Origin of the sequence: Pseudobacteroides sp. (genome assembly GCF_036567765.1) — a bacterium.
Classification (GTDB): Bacteria; Bacillota; Clostridia; order Acetivibrionales; family DSM-2933; genus Pseudobacteroides.
In genome coordinates this window covers 111,025-125,962 of the sequence record NZ_DATCTU010000033.1, presented here as the reverse complement: position 1 = coordinate 125,962, position 14,938 = coordinate 111,025, and the positions used below count along the sequence as shown (strand labels likewise).

The following is a 14,938-nucleotide window of genomic DNA, read 5'->3' as shown; positions in this document are numbered from 1 at the left end:
TCCAAGCTTCTTACCACATTATCTGTTGACAATTGAGAATTTAAATCCTTCATATATGGCAAATCCATAGAACAGCAAATCCATTACCTTAAACCCTAATTTAAGCACATCAAAAAGTCCTATCATTTTATAAGCCTCTGACATTGTTATATTAAACTCATTTGAAATTGCTCCGTAATACGAAAAAATGTTTCCCAAGAAGCAGCCCAGAAAGGCTAAAGCCGCACCCATAATCCCATATATTGGTGCATTGCCTTTACCTAGAACCCTTACACACATTCCAACCAGGAAGCCTATTCCAATAGCTATTAATCCAATCCTATAGCCAGTAATGACTGTTATAAATGCCCATACGCCTGCACTTATAAGTGCAGCAGCCAGACCTCCAATAAATCCTAAAAACAAATTACCACGTGTTTCTTCCACCATATTCAAGCCGCTGCTGTTCTGATCAAATCCACCTGGTGAATTCGGCTCAAAGTCTGTGTTAAAATCGCTCATTTTAACCCTCCGTTAATTAAAAATAAAAACATAATAAAATTCTACACCATAAAATTACAATTTACAACAAAATTCTTACCCGTCTTCCTTTGCCACTTTACAGAGTCAAAATCATGTAAAGACAAACTTCAAAAAATAAGTTAAAATATAATCAAGTAAAAGTATCATAACACTAAACAAAAATTCTAATAACCATACATCAATCATATTTATACAGGCATTAACTGACAGGAGATCATATATGAAAAACCGAATAAGAATAAGTCTTCTTATCATATCAACAGCGTTTATAGCTTACGCTGTTTTACGCGGAGAAGTGAAGCAGGTGTTTCGCAAAGCAGTCTTAATATGTCTGGAGTGTATAGGAATTGGTTAAAATTAAAAGATACTGGTTTCAGATTACTTCCCTCTTATTGGGTAATTCTTATTTAAAGGGCTTTTTGGAAGGAACTATTTATACCGGAAATCTGAAAAAAATCTGCTTCCCTGGGCTAAACTGCTATTCATGTCCTGGGGCAGTGGGTTCATGTCCTATCGGATCCATGCAGGCTATTGCCCTTGATATTAGATTCAAATTTTCTCTATATATTGCAGGGATTTTGATATTTATAGGTACCCTTATAGGCAGGGCCGTATGTGGTTGGATTTGCCCCTTCGGATTTTTTCAAGATATACTGTATAAGACACCATTTAAAAAAATAAAAATTCACAAGCTCTTTGAAAAGCTCAAATATGTTATACTGCTTGTGACCGTTATTTTACTTCCTGCACTATATATAAGCTTTGATATTGGTTCAGGTTCTCCATATTTTTGTAAGTTCATTTGTCCGGCAGGCACCTTGGAAGCAGGCATTCCACTGGCTATAGCAAATGAAAGAATCAGATCGACCCTGGGACTTTTGTTTACATGGAAAATGGCATTACTTATAGGTGTTATCATTCTGTCTATGGCGTCCAAAAGGCCTTTTTGTAGAGTTGTTTGCCCTTTAGGAGCCATTTATTCGGTATTCAATAAGATCAGCTTTTATAGAATGGAAGTTTCCAAATCGAAATGCACACGCTGTGGAAGCTGCAAAAGCAAATGCCCTGTAGATCATACAATCTATGAAAACCCTAACGGTCTTGAGTGCATACGATGCGGGAACTGCAAGAAAAACTGCCCTGCAGGTGCCATTAAGTCCTATTTCGGAAATCATGAGCTCAATTCAAATTCCAAATGTGATAAGCTTCACGATGTAAACATTTAAATTGTAATGAAACCTAAAAAGCAGGTACCTGCCAAACCGGCAGATACCCGCTTTCTCTATCAGTATGTATAATTAAATCTAATAGCCAGCATGATTACATCTGTCATGTTTATAGCTCCATCATTGTTCAAATCACATTTTCTATTGTATTTGCTATCTTGTAAAGTCGCATTGAAGCTATTTGCAATAAGAATTACATCCACCATATTAACAGCCCTGTCGCCGTTTATATCCTCAATTACTGTGTTGGCTTTGGTTGGTGTAGGAGTGCTGGTTGGAGTATTGGTTGGTGATTTAGTCGGTGTATGGGTGGGTGTGTTGGTGGGAGCAGTTGATGGAATTCCTCCCCCCATAAGTGATTTCACCAGATTACCTGACTGGGTTAGGTCGCTGCTGGTCCATCCTCCCTGTGTGCTTGCTCCTGCATTTAGTATTGCGGAGGTTTCAGCTTTCGGACACAGCGACCAGTTAACCCAGCTTATTTTTTTGCTGTTGAGAAAATCAATCCAGGTTTTGGTTTCTTCCACAAATACCCCTCCAGTACCGGAAGCAAGGCTTGTTCCCCACTCAGAAACAAAAACACCGCAGCCCTTACTTAAAGCAGTATTTATTTTGTCTCTTAAAAACTGCTTGTGTGTTCCTGCATAGAAGTGGCAAACATATTGTATGTTTGAGAAAGAAAGGGGATCATTAGCGGCAGCATCCACATCCTGACTCCAGTTACCTGTTCCTACCAAAATAACGCTTTCAGGATCATTTGCCCTTATCACAGGAATCACTTCATTTGCATAAGGCTTTATGCTAGATGACCACTGTACCTTGTTGGGCTCATTACAAATTTCATATATAACATTTTTGTGGTTTTTATATAGGCTTGACATTTCTGCAAAGAATTCTTTTGCTTGAGCCTTATAGGTGTTTGGGTCACCATCGGAAAGAATATGCCAGTCGATTATTACATATATTCCAAGCTCAGTTGCTGCATTTACTATTTCCTTAACCTTTTCCTTATAAGACGGATTTGTTATATATCCCTTTTCCGCGGTGTACAGTGCTGCTCTAATAACAGTAATGCCCCAGTCATCCCTTAGCCATTTGATACTGTTTATATTCATGTAGTCTCCATAATATTGAAGACCTGCAGAGCTTACGCCCTTTAACTGAATGGGCTGGCCAGCCTGGTTGCATAGCTGTGTCCCCACTACCTTAAGCCTTCCATTTGCAGAAACAACATCTCCTCCTGCAGATGCCTTCAAAGGAGGAACAGCCAGAAATACAGAAACTATAAGGGCCATTGCAAGCAGTAGCGGCAAGCTGTTCCTTTTTAAAACTTTTTTAATTCCTCTTTCCTTTTTCATAATTTTTCCCCTTTCATAAATTAAAATAAGTAATAAGTATACTCTGCGAATAATAACCGCACTCTGCATAAATACGATTGATAAACGCTTTATACCCCTATATCAATGTTTTTGGAGAATTTAACGAGAAATTAAGTGCATAGAATGTGCATATTGACTACAGCTCAATGTAATATTATTTTATGTCCATGTAATTTTATTATATCCTACATATGAGAATTAGTAAATTTTTATTTTGATGTATATTGTTCCTTATGACGGTAACAATAAAGTATGGAGGTGGATATTGTGAATATGAAAAAGTTATTCCCCGAAAAAAAATTAACAAGAAAAAAAATATTGAACTTTCTTGATAAAAGATTGTTTTACATCGTTTTGACCCTATGTGTCTGCATTTTGGGTGCTACTGTATACTTTACCATGGGAACCGAACAAACAGGGAATGTAAAAAACATTGCTCAAGGAGAAATTTCTGATGAGATTAACAACCCTGCTTCCAGCATTCTTGGAAAAAGTCCCGAAAAACTTGTACCGAATAAGAGCAATGAGGAAAACAAATTGCAGGCAGCAACACCTACTAAGTTGGCTCCAAGTCCAACACCGGCTGTAACTGCAAAGCCCACAGCCAAGCCATCGGCTAATAGCGGTAAAAACACTGATAAACCCGCTTCAGGTAAAAATATCGCTAAAAGTCTCGATATGATAATGCCCGTTTTCGGACAAATATGCGTTGATTATTCAAGTGATAAGCCTGTGTACTCAAAAACACTTGAGCAGTGGCAAACCCACGAGTATGTGGAAATTGCCTGTGAAAAAGGCTCTGCTGTAAAAGCAGTTGCAGATGGTTATGTGAGTGAAATAACGGATGATCCAAGGTATGGTATCACGATTGTGCTGGATCACTCAAATGGGCTTAAAACTGTATATGCAAACCTTGCAAGCAGTAATATGGTTTCAACAAACCAAAAGGTCAGTATTGGAGACATTATAGGGTGTGTTGGGAATACTGCTGTATTTGAATCAGCAGAACAGCCCCATCTTCATTTTGAAGTACTTAAAAACGATGAGCCTGTGAATCCCGCAAATTACTTACCAAAGGAGTAAAAATACTCCTTTACCGAGCTATACATTATAAAAAAACACAGCACTTTATACCTATAAATACAGATGCCTTTTATCCAGCTTGGATATTTAGGCACCTGGCTTTGTTCGGGTCTAAAGTGTTTTTGTGCTGAAATTCCTAGTATCCCGATACATTTAGGTAAACCTCCCTCTTTTTCTGCCATCCGTCTCCAATGACAATCTCATCTATATTGTTTTTGTCTACGCAAGCCGGGTCAATAAGAAATGATGGAACATCAACCATACCATTATTTAATTGGGTTTCGGTTGGTACCTTCTTGCCTTTCGCAAGCATCACAGCAATCTCTGCAGCCTTTAAAGCCAGCTTTTCTATTGGCTTGTAAACCGTCATTGATTGAGTTCCCTCGACTATTCTCTGGCAGGCGGCTATATCTGCGTCCTGGCCTGTAAGCCCGACCTTGCCTGCAAGCTTACGTTCTGATAGTGCCTGAAAGGCAGTGCCTGCACAACCGTCATTTGATGCTAATACTGCTGCAATATCATATTTATTTCCCCTTAATGCCTGACTTACATTTTTGTATGCGATTTCCGGATTCCAACCTTCAGTCCACGTTTCAGACACGATTTTAATATCTCCACGTTTTACGTAAGGATCAAGCACCTTATGCTGCCCTTCCCAGAGAAGTTTGGCATTGTGATCCTCCTTTGAGCCTCCCACAAGTATATAGTTACCCTTTGGGAATTTTTTTACCAGATACTCAGCTTGAATCTCTCCAACCTTTCTGCTGTCAAAGGATACATAATAGTCCAGATTACAGTCCCTGATCATTCTGTCATACGCAATAACCTTTACTCCGTTTTTATGAGCAAGATCAACTATTGATTTGGCAGATATGCTGCTGTTGGGCACTACAACAAGCACATCAACTTCTTGCTTTATGAGCTCTTTGGCCATCTTTTCCTGCAAATCCTTTTGGCCGCTTGCAGATTTTGCATAGACCTGAGCCCCATAATCCTGTACATTTTTTGTAAAGAGCTCCATGTCTCTTCCCCAACGTTCCTCCCACAGTGCATCTATCAAAAAGCCAACTTTAATGTCCTTTTTATCTTTTCTTTGTTCTGAAGCACAGCCTGCAATAAAAAGTACAATCACACAAACAGAAGCAAAAATAATAGCCGCTTTAGAGCATCTTGTGATTCCCATGTTATTTTCCCTCACTGCCCGTTGACTTATTAGCCTGCCTATATTCTAAAGGTGTCTGCCCTGTTACCTTCTTGAACACCCTTGTAAAATAATTGGGGTCATTATATCCTACCTCGTAGCATATTTCCTTTATGCTCACATTAGAGTCGGGTATTCTCTTCTTTGCAGCGTCTACCCTTAAATCAGTAAGAAAATCAATAAAATTCTGACTCATCTGACTTTTAAAAAGTTTACTTAAATAATAAGGACTGACATTAACTGCTTTTGCAACGTCCTCCAATGTTATTTCATGCATGTAATTGGTTTCAATGAATCTGGCAGCACTTAGGATAATATCATCTTCTGTATTGGTAATTTTTGAGTCCGCCAAATGGCTCACCAATCGTTGTATTTTGGAAGCACACCATTCGTATATCTCCTGTTTTGATTCGAACATTAAAATCTTTTTTCTTTCAGTATCATCGAAAAATCTATTTGCAGCACTTTCCATCTCAAATTCCAGAGGTATTCGTGTCAAAACCACCATAAGCTCACACATCTTATTTGTAATATCCCTGGTTTCCCATGTGATTATCGAAAAATAAAGCTCTTTAAATGTTGCTAATGCATCATACTTGTCATTTTGCCGGATTTTTTCACATAACTGGCGTTCAAGCTTCAGCGAATATGAGGTATCTATCCTTTTGATTTCAATATCATCCACATGGCTTACTGACTGTGTCTTTGAGCTTACAGCCAGGTTTGCCTCATTATACGACTCAATAAGGCCTCCAATGCCTTTATGCAAACCTCCTATGCCAACTGAAGGCATTATTTCCAGTTCATCCTGAATCTTTTTAATCAGGCTTTTTGCCAGATCTATAGAAATCATTCTGATTTCATCAATATCATTAATTCCATCCTCTGGAAAGAAAACTGCAATCCTGCTTGAAAAGACAGGGCTGATAATACAATAGCCTACTCTGGCATTAAAGAACATAATAAGAAGGTCCCTTACCTTTGATATTAGCATACTTTTTATCATATCCCTGCTTTTACTCTCGGTTATATTAAAATCCAAAACCATTGAATAGCCTGCATCGAATGATTTACCTAAAAGCTTTGGATAGTCCATCTGATTAATTCTCTCTACATCTCCAAAAACCATTGAAAGTGCAAATTCGCTTTCCAATACCGGAAGCACATTGCTTAACCTTTCTTTGAGCTCCAACTCCTGGTTTTTCTTGCTCTTCACCTCTTCTATAATACCAAGCACCTTACCCACCGATTCAATAATTCTTTCCTTTCTGGCTGGCTTTAAAATATATTCATCAACAGATAGACTCAACGCCTCCTTAGCATACTTAAAGTAATCATATGCAGTTAAAACTATAAACCTGGTTTCAGGGTTGATTTTCTTAATTTCGGATATAGCCTGTAACCCATTAATACCCGGCATTTTAACATCCATGATCATAAGATTGGGGTTATATTCCGAAGCTCTTTCAATAGCCTCTCTCCCTGTCTGTGCCTCAGCTACAATCCTAATTTGAGGAAAATGCTTGTTTATTACCATCTTAAAAGCGTCTCTTACAAAAGACTCATCATCAGCGATTATCATTTTATACATAATGCATCACTCCATTTCTGCAGGAAGATAAAGAATAACGCTTGTACTTTCTCCCACTTGGCTCTTTATTTCTATCACATCCCTTTTCCGGTAAAACAATCTCAATCGCTTAATTACGTTTTTTAATCCAAGGCTTGTGGTGTGTCCTGCAGGGACATTAAAATCCGGAAGGGGATCATCCGACATTATTTCTTTTATCCTTGCCTCACTCATGCCAACACCGGTATCCCATATCTCTACAACAATATTTTTTTGTTTCTTAAACACACTTATTTTAATAATACCCGGTTTTTCTATCTTTTCTATACCATGCAGGAAAGAATTTTCAACAATAGGCTGGATACTGAGGCATGGTATTGTTATATCCAGCAGGCTGTCATCTTCTATCTGGACACTAAATTCAAATTTGTCATTAAACCTAGCCTTTTGTATATTTATGTACTCCTTAATATTATTTATCTCATCCCTCAAGGTGCCGTATTTATGGGATCTTGAGAGATTGTAGCGAAACAAGTCAGCCACCGACATTATCAGATCATATGTTTTATCAGCATCTTCCTTTAATGCAGTATGTGCTACACAGCCTAGCGTATTAAAAAGAAAGTGAGGGTTGATTTGTGCCTGTAATGCTCTAAGCTCCGCCTCTTTAAGAAGATTATTTATTTCAAGATTCTCAACTTCCTTTTGTTTCAGCTTCTTTTCCACCTCAGCCTTTTCCTTTATCTCAGAAATCAACTTTTTTATATTGGAAATCATTGTGTTAAATGCTGACGTAAGAATGCTTATTTCATCTTTTCCAGTTATGGGAATCTCCTCAATATCAAATTTGCCACCTGAAACAATATGTGCAACCTTTGTAAGATTCATTATATGTCTTGTTATCCTTCCTGAGAATACAATGGAGAAAACAATGCTTACAAATGCTGTTGCAAAAAGCGTTATTACTATAATGTACTGGTTCTGCATCTTTTGGACAAGACCTATCCTGTAGGAAGAAACCAGCTTATTGATTTGTTCCTTCATATAACCTGCTATTTTCTCAGATTTATTAAAATGTATGAGGGATTTTTCCGGATTCCTTCCTGATTTGGCACGAAGGGCTTCCTTTGCTTCTTCGGTATAGGATAGCACCATTTCTTGAATACTTCTATAGGTTGCATATTCCGAAGGATCCATAAGCTTTAGATAGAAAGCGTCATTTATATCGTTTATCAGCTTGTTGGAGCTTACCTGTGAATCAAAATTTCTAGGCACAAACCTTGTAAGCACGATGTCATTTGCAAGATCGGATTGTGTTTTATTGATATCCTCCATAATATTATCAAGAGACTTCAGGTTGTGAACAAATGATGAATACTGGAGAAAAACAAAATAACTTACAACGCTCATTGCTAAAATCAATGTTACAAAAAACACTACTAGTTTGGTTTTAATACTAAAAAACATTTTCTTGCCCCTATCTATGTGAAGTAAAATAAAAGCTCGTTATTCCGAAAACTCTGTATAAACAAAATCGAAGCCCTCCTCTTCAGGCTTTTCTAATTTCCCTTTTTTATGATTAATCATTTTACTCATTGCATTTTTACCTATGCTATAAGGATCCTGTATCACATTAGCTAAAATTGTCCCTGTCTTGATGTAAGTTTCCATCTCGTAGTTTATACTATCCTTCAAAACATAGTCAGAACCTATTATTTTGATCCTTTCGGATTTGTTGAGATCAACAATTTCTCTGGCCGCACCGATAGTATCGTTGTAATTGGTGCAGAAAACATAATTGATATCCGGGTGTTTGACTAATAATTTTCTTATAGCACTCCTAGCCTCGAGGATATTTGAACTCGTCTTCACACTTGCAGTTATGCCTATACCCGGACTGGAAGTGACCTTTTCCAAAAATCCGTCTGTTCTTGATCCATCTCCTGTGTCAGGTGACAGAATTGCGATATGAGCATTTGCACTCATACTTTGAGTCACAGCCTCCGCTGCTCTTTCCCCTGCATACTTATAATCTATTCCGACATAAGCACTCCTATTGCTAAGCGGGCAATCTGTATCAATTGTAATTACCGGGATACCTTCGTTCTCAGCTTTATTAATGACATCAATAAATTGGGGCTTATCATAAGAGTGTGCAATTATTCCATCAACCTTTGACAGGATTGCTATATTAAAAAAATCCAGCTCCGCTTCCTCGTCAGTCCAATCACTTTCCATTACCTGCAGCGAAATGTTTTCTTTCTTTGCCACTTCTTCCACACCCACCCTTACCTCTTTCCAAAAAGGATCGTGCTTTTGCTGAGGAATAAATGCAAAAGTGTATTTGAAATCAAAAGGCCGCCCTTCACTCTTGGTTTTTACTGAGTACAGAGTGCCTGCAGATATACTTATTACAGATAGTACTAAAATAATAAGTAAAAATATATACCTTTTTGCCATTCTATTTCTCCTATAAATTACAGTTCAACCCATTATTTCTTTGCTACCTATATTTAACTACTATATTAAAATAAAATCAATACCTGATGTGCAGAAATTGATATCGTAACTTCTATGGCTATAATGTATAATGGATATTATTATACAGTTGACTTTCAATCCAATTTATATAATATACGTGGAGAACAATAATGAAAAAGTTTAACGATTTAAAATTTATAGATCTGTTTGCGGGTATTGGAGGGTTCAGGCAAGCCCTTGAGTATTATGGAGGAAAGTGCGTGTTTTCCTCAGAAATAGATGAACAAGCCTGTATTACATATGAAGCTAATTATGGTGAAAAGCCTTTCGGAGATATCACCCTTATTAAGAGCCATGAGATACCCTCCCATGACATACTGTGCGGAGGCTTTCCTTGCCAGGCATTCAGTATAAGCGGGAAGCAGAGAGGCTTTGAGGATACAAGGGGTACCCTGTTTTTTGAAATAGCCCGGATAACTGAATATCACAAGCCCTTGATGCTATTTCTTGAGAATGTGAAAAACCTTGTCCGCCATGACAGCGGAAAAACCTTTAAACATATGCTGGATATACTCAATGACCTTGGTTACAATGTCTTTTACAAGGTTCTCAACGCAGGCCACTACAGCGTTCCTCAATTTAGAGAAAGGGTATACATGCTGTGTTTCAGAAAAGATCTAGGTGTAGATTATTACCAGTTTCCTGAACCATCGGGCAGCTATACTTATTTATGTGACATACTTCTTCCTGATAATGAAACCGACAAATATGTGATTGACAGAAATGATATGGTTTTATATTACAATTTGGAGCAAAACCATGCAGCAAAACCCTTACGGATAGGAACAATCAACAAGGGCGGGCAAGGCGAAAGAATTTACAGCCCATATGGTCATGCAGTGACTTTATCTGCCCACGGCGGAGGTGCAGCTGCAAAAACAGGGGCGTATCTGATAAACGGCAGGGTACGCAAGCTTGCACCACGAGAATGCTGCCTTGTTCAAGGCTTCCCAGCCGACTTTATAATTCCCGTTTCTGATGGGCAGGCCTATAAGCAGTTTGGAAACAGCGTTGCAATTCCGGTTCTCAAGTCTATATTAAAAAACGTTGTACAACTTGATGGGCTGAGGGACTTTGTTAAAAACCACGAAGACATAATTCCCTAGATGCTGAGTTCATAAATGTTATTTTTTCTTAGAACTGGCAAACAACATCAGATGTTTTCAAATACAAAAAGCTTGTACACTTGAATCTCTAAAGCATTTGCCAGTTTTTCAATATTATCTAAAGATATGCTCCGAGTGCCTCTTTCAACATCAGAAATATATGTTCTGTGAAGCCCTGTTATTTCTGCCAGTTTCTCCTGGGAAAAGCCCTTTTCATTCCTGTACTTCCTGACATTAACTCCGAACTTCCCACATATACCACTTCCCACTTTTTTATATCCTCCCTATCTGATCCATCTCACTTAGTCTGTTCCTTATTTCTACTACTAGAAGCTCTTTACCTTGCTCTCTGTCTTCTCCGGTATATCTTAGCGAGAAAACTACTGTCTCATTGTTGGTACCACTTCTCTTCTTAATATAATATCTCGTTGAGCTCTGTTTAGACAAGAAAAGATCAGGACCCAAGTAGCACTGACTTTTGGCAAGATCTACAGGGTTCTTTAATGTTAAAACCGCCTTATTGCCTTCCATTTTGAATTCTCGGACGCCATTTCCAATTCTTTTTAAATAATCCTTGAGTTCTCTTTCTGCCCTTCCGAATTCCATTTTAGGCAGATGGGCTGACCCGCTTTTTTTCCTTCTAAGACAAGCAGTTACTTCAAAATATATTCCCAGACTATCGATAGGTATAAGTATCATATTACCATCAGGTTTTGTAGATGTTATAACAAATTTACTTTCTTTTGCCTTGTAATGATTTATAACCCAACTTATCAGGGTGCTGCTGAGACACTCTATGTTTATAGCAGACTGTACCACATTATTAAACTTTCCGTAGTTTGTATTTAGATAACCTATAATATCCTGTGCACTCTGGTAACTGCAATCAAGCTTATTACCCGGAGAGAATGTATAAGAACTGCCTGAATTTACTATAACAAACTGGCCGCCTTGAGAAGGAGACAGCTTTGACTCTACAGTAAAAACAACGTTACCGTCTTTACTTATTATTATATCAGCCTCATTACTATTGGCGCCTCCGCCTTGGGTCACGGTTACCCCTAAATTATTATCCTTACAAACCTCTCTAATATACCCAGCTGCATTTTGCTCAAATATCTCCCATTTCTTCATAATCTGCACCCCCTAGTAATAAAATTCCACTACATTTAATACCTCATAAAAATCAATTGATTTTTATGTAATTATATATATATCCTCCAATATATGTTATTAAAATTCTGCTTATAAGTCTACAGACAATAAGTTGCATGGTATATGTACAATCATTGTATAGTCATTGTATCTTTCATATTTAAGGTTTTTAACAAATCTTTTCATATATGGCCTTCTTAAAGCATAAATATACCATAGGATTTATCACCAATAATTCCATATACAATTTCAATGCTATACATATTTTACCAACAAAGGTGTGACAGGGGGGAATTCTGAATTGAAGGAGTACATAGAAGAGCGTGCTGTAGATTTGGCCAATTTTATTATTGAAAACAAGGCAACCGTTAGAGCAGCTGCAAAAAAGTTTGGTATAAGCAAAAGTACTGTACAAACAGCACTTATAAAAAGGAAAGGAATTGGTCATTTTTCTTCAAAATTGATTAAGGGGGAAAAACGACTATGAAAGAGTATATAAGTGAAAGGGTTTTGTCTCTAGCTAATTATACCATAGCTAATAAAGCTACCGTTAGAGATACGGCAAAAAATTTCGGCATTAGTAAGTCCACAGTTCATAAGGACATTGTTGAACGACTCATGGATTTATATCCGCAGCTTGCAGAAGAAGTAAAAATCATTTTAGAAATTAATAAAGCTGAAAGACATATCAGGGGTGGAAATGCAACACGTAATAAATACAAAATAAGTACCTAATAATTGTTTTATAAAAGTCTCTATGAGGGGTTACTCATGGTGACTTTTTTTTAAGTCTTTATTTTTAAGACGTTGGGTACTTTATTCAGTGACATATTCCTTTATAGTCAACACTATAAAATAAAAATATGACTGGAGTGAATTATTTATGAAAATGTATGGGTATGTTCGAACTTTTATATTGCCACAGGCTACATATTATCAAATGAAGTTAGCAAAGGAGAATAACGAAAAGATTTTAAATGAAAAGGTTATTGCATTATTAGCAATAGTACCAAAACAGAACATATTTGTTGATAAAAATATACGGAAATATGTACAGTTACCAATAAATGCTGACTTGCCAGGGTATGCCTCTTTGCTTCAAGTACTAAATAAGGGAGATGTTGTGGTTGCTATGGACATTAAAAGTATGGCATCATCTGTCCAAGAACTATTAGAGTTTATCAGTTTTTTAAGAAGCCAAGGTATATTTTTTAAATCTATTTCAGAACCGTATATAGATACATCAACAATAAGAGGAGACTTTGTTTTTGAATTTATAAAATTACTTGCGGAACTTGAAAAGCAAACAACTTCATTTTGTAATGGACGTTATGCAAAATACAATGATACTTGTTATTATAGGGTAATTGATACATTTGATATGTTTATGAACAAGGTTATACAGCTTTTTGGTTCACAGGGGTTATTTCAGAAAGACGTCACTCCTGTTGCTTGTAAACACTCTGATAGTATAAACTACGGAGGAACTAATGCTTGTAAATGGTATGCTTACAGCCAATACGCATTTCATGAACTATTAACGGATGCTGGTATTATAAATAGTACCAAGAAGTAGAATATCACATCCACTTGAATAACTCCGCTACAGTTAAGTAGAGGGGTTATTTTTGTATTTAAGCTCACTTTATGGTAAATCTTGTTCTTCAAGGATCAGACTAATAAACTTTGATATAATTTTTATGCTTTTTTCGTTGCACTTGTTAAGATTCTTCGCAATTTCGTCTTTTATATATTCTTTTGATGTATAAATTGAATCAATTAAAATATAGTCAGGTGTAACCTCCAAAGCATTGCAAATTTTGACTAATGTATCAAGGCTTGGTATAGAACGGTTTAACTCAATATTACTTATATAGTTATTTGACAGTTCTACCATTTCAGCAAGTTGTTCTTGAGTTAACCTTTTCTTTTCTCTTACAATACGAATTCTACTGCCAAGTTTTTTATAGTCAATTTGCATTTTTATCACCCCAGTAAACTGTAACAAGTTTTACTGGTCGTTAAAACACAACATAAGTGTAAATTACACTAATATATTAAATGTTGATATAATTATAAGTGTAATTTATACTTGTAATTTTATTGCTACTAAATTAAACTATAAGTGGAAATTACATTTATAGCAACATATAAAAGGAGGACTGCACATTGGATAACATGTCATTTGCAAATATTTTAATCTGTTCAGGGGTAATTTCTTTTGGATGCACATTTATTTTTAGTTTAATCTTTGCGATATTTCAACGAACTCTTGGGAATCGTTCTGTGTCTCATACGAAATATAGTACAGTTATAAAAGCTGGCTTTTTACTTTGGATACCAGTTTTTGTTATTGTGTCGCTAAAATCTTGCGGTTTATGATTTTAATTTGTATACTTATTATAATAAATAAACATATAGTTAAACATTAGAAATAATAAGGGGTTCTGATGATTAACTTAAATGATATGGTGTTACAATCCAACGACAATTTCGGCAACTTCTGGATTTGTTTTGGAGATTTTTTAGACATATTTTACAGTACCAAAACAAGTTATGCTGAAAGGATACTTGCAGTGGAAAAAGAGCTTGAATTTCAGTAAGTTTACCCAAATTCAGGCAACATCTGTTGTAGCATCCGTTAATTTTCTATGTGACAAGTACGGAATAGAAAACCCACTTTGGTTGTTTAACAAAAAATATTTTCTAGAGACATCATATTTCTCGTTAAATTCGAAGGGTAACTTGCGAATAATATTGTTAGCGGTGTCGCCTTTGCAGTACAAAATGTGACAAGTATAAGTGGTATTACTAAAAGTGCAACAGTTATTAACTATATGTTAAACTGAATACATATTACATATATAATAAATTTAAGTGGACTAGGAGGATTATTATGGGCACATATGAAGAACTATATAAACAGGTGATTCGCAGGATTGATGATTTAGAGTCGGGTAGCGAATTTTACTTGCGTGACATCATTACCATGCCACCTGCATTATTGGGAACGTGGTTATCTGTTGATGTTGAAAGCGGTAAAATACCTGATGTTGAGCGTCTAGGATTCGTAGTATCTGCTCAGAAATATCGAAAGAAGTAGTTTGATTTCAAATCCACCGAAAGATTATACTAGTTCAGTCAAGCAGGAGTGT

At 36.5% G+C, this 14,938-nt stretch carries 18 protein-coding genes; 9 read left to right on the top strand and 9 right to left on the bottom strand.

All coding sequences use genetic code 11. The annotated features are described in order from the left end of the window. Positions 1-18: 18 nt before the first annotated feature. Complete coding sequence (locus VIO64_RS06105; RefSeq protein ID WP_331916207.1) at positions 19-501, bottom strand: hypothetical protein; 483 nt, start codon at positions 499-501, stop codon at positions 19-21. A gap of 241 nt (positions 502-742) precedes the next feature. Here VIO64_RS06105 and VIO64_RS06100 point away from each other — a divergent pair, with 241 nt between their 5' ends. Both VIO64_RS06100 and VIO64_RS06095 read left to right on the top strand, forming a co-directional pair. After that, on the top strand, positions 743-877 hold the full coding sequence (locus tag VIO64_RS06100; RefSeq protein WP_331916205.1) for a CD1871A family CXXC motif-containing protein: 135 nt from the start codon (positions 743-745) through the stop codon (positions 875-877). Next, the gene (locus VIO64_RS06095; protein WP_331916203.1) at positions 870-1,748 is read left to right on the top strand and encodes a 4Fe-4S binding protein; all 879 of its coding nucleotides are present in this window, start codon (positions 870-872) and stop codon (positions 1,746-1,748) included. Before VIO64_RS06100 ends, VIO64_RS06095 begins: the two co-directional genes overlap by 8 nt. A gap of 59 nt (positions 1,749-1,807) precedes the next feature. Here VIO64_RS06095 and VIO64_RS06090 read toward each other — a convergent pair whose 3' ends face one another. Next, the gene (locus VIO64_RS06090; protein ID WP_331916201.1) at positions 1,808-3,106 is read right to left on the bottom strand and encodes a cellulase family glycosylhydrolase; all 1,299 of its coding nucleotides are present in this window, start codon (positions 3,104-3,106) and stop codon (positions 1,808-1,810) included. 294 nt (positions 3,107-3,400) lie between these two features. On the opposite strand from VIO64_RS06090, the gene VIO64_RS06085 reads away from it, so the two are divergent. Beyond that, positions 3,401-4,210, top strand: a complete 810-nt coding sequence (locus tag VIO64_RS06085; protein ID WP_331916253.1) for a M23 family metallopeptidase — start codon at positions 3,401-3,403, stop codon at positions 4,208-4,210. A gap of 136 nt (positions 4,211-4,346) precedes the next feature. Here the strand turns inward: VIO64_RS06085 and VIO64_RS06080 are convergent, their stop codons facing one another. The 4 genes from VIO64_RS06080 to VIO64_RS06065 are packed head-to-tail and all read right to left on the bottom strand — an operon-like array spanning position 4,347 to position 9,441. Next, entirely contained in the window at positions 4,347-5,393 is a 1,047-nt protein-coding gene (locus tag VIO64_RS06080; RefSeq protein ID WP_331916199.1) for a sugar ABC transporter substrate-binding protein, read from the bottom strand. 1 nt (position 5,394) lies between these two features. Further along, entirely contained in the window at positions 5,395-7,002 is a 1,608-nt protein-coding gene (locus VIO64_RS06075; protein WP_331916197.1) for a response regulator, read from the bottom strand. Positions 7,003-7,008: 6 nt separating this feature from the next. Beyond that, positions 7,009-8,448: a sensor histidine kinase gene (locus VIO64_RS06070; protein WP_331916195.1), complete on the bottom strand. Its 1,440-nt coding sequence runs from the start codon at positions 8,446-8,448 to the stop codon at positions 7,009-7,011. A 39-nt stretch (positions 8,449-8,487) separates the two neighbouring features. Beyond that, the gene (locus tag VIO64_RS06065; RefSeq protein ID WP_331916193.1) at positions 8,488-9,441 is read right to left on the bottom strand and encodes a sugar ABC transporter substrate-binding protein; all 954 of its coding nucleotides are present in this window, start codon (positions 9,439-9,441) and stop codon (positions 8,488-8,490) included. 191 nt (positions 9,442-9,632) lie between these two features. Here VIO64_RS06065 and dcm point away from each other — a divergent pair, with 191 nt between their 5' ends. Beyond that, positions 9,633-10,628, top strand: coding sequence for a DNA (cytosine-5-)-methyltransferase (gene dcm, locus VIO64_RS06060; protein ID WP_331916191.1), 996 nt, complete (start codon positions 9,633-9,635; stop codon positions 10,626-10,628). 47 nt (positions 10,629-10,675) lie between these two features. Here dcm and VIO64_RS06055 read toward each other — a convergent pair whose 3' ends face one another. Next, positions 10,676-10,897, bottom strand: coding sequence for a helix-turn-helix transcriptional regulator (locus VIO64_RS06055; protein ID WP_331916189.1), 222 nt, complete (start codon positions 10,895-10,897; stop codon positions 10,676-10,678). A 4-nt stretch (positions 10,898-10,901) separates the two neighbouring features. Beyond that, on the bottom strand, positions 10,902-11,762 hold the full coding sequence (locus VIO64_RS06050) for a hypothetical protein (protein WP_331916187.1): 861 nt from the start codon (positions 11,760-11,762) through the stop codon (positions 10,902-10,904). A gap of 322 nt (positions 11,763-12,084) precedes the next feature. Between VIO64_RS06050 and VIO64_RS06045 the strand changes: the two genes are divergently transcribed. The 3 genes from VIO64_RS06045 (at position 12,085) to VIO64_RS06035 (ending at position 13,359) form a co-directional block, all read left to right on the top strand. Beyond that, a complete protein-coding gene (locus VIO64_RS06045) occupies positions 12,085-12,270 on the top strand; it encodes a sporulation transcriptional regulator SpoIIID (protein ID WP_331916185.1) in 186 nt (61 codons plus the stop codon). Beyond that, the gene (gene spoIIID, locus VIO64_RS06040) at positions 12,267-12,518 is read left to right on the top strand and encodes a sporulation transcriptional regulator SpoIIID (protein ID WP_331916183.1); all 252 of its coding nucleotides are present in this window, start codon (positions 12,267-12,269) and stop codon (positions 12,516-12,518) included. The genes VIO64_RS06045 and spoIIID overlap by 4 nt, the downstream gene beginning before the upstream one ends. Positions 12,519-12,666: 148 nt before the next feature. Continuing rightward, a complete protein-coding gene (locus VIO64_RS06035) occupies positions 12,667-13,359 on the top strand; it encodes a recombinase family protein (RefSeq protein WP_331916181.1) in 693 nt (230 codons plus the stop codon). Positions 13,360-13,428: 69 nt separating this feature from the next. Here the strand turns inward: VIO64_RS06035 and VIO64_RS06030 are convergent, their stop codons facing one another. Beyond that, on the bottom strand, positions 13,429-13,764 hold the full coding sequence (locus tag VIO64_RS06030; protein WP_331916179.1) for a helix-turn-helix transcriptional regulator: 336 nt from the start codon (positions 13,762-13,764) through the stop codon (positions 13,429-13,431). Positions 13,765-14,233: 469 nt separating this feature from the next. Between VIO64_RS06030 and VIO64_RS06025 the strand changes: the two genes are divergently transcribed. Then, entirely contained in the window at positions 14,234-14,386 is a 153-nt protein-coding gene (locus VIO64_RS06025; RefSeq protein WP_331916177.1) for a hypothetical protein, read from the top strand. Positions 14,387-14,679: 293 nt separating this feature from the next. Beyond that, on the top strand, positions 14,680-14,886 hold the full coding sequence (locus VIO64_RS06020) for a hypothetical protein (RefSeq protein WP_331916175.1): 207 nt from the start codon (positions 14,680-14,682) through the stop codon (positions 14,884-14,886). Positions 14,887-14,938: the final 52 nt, after the last annotated feature.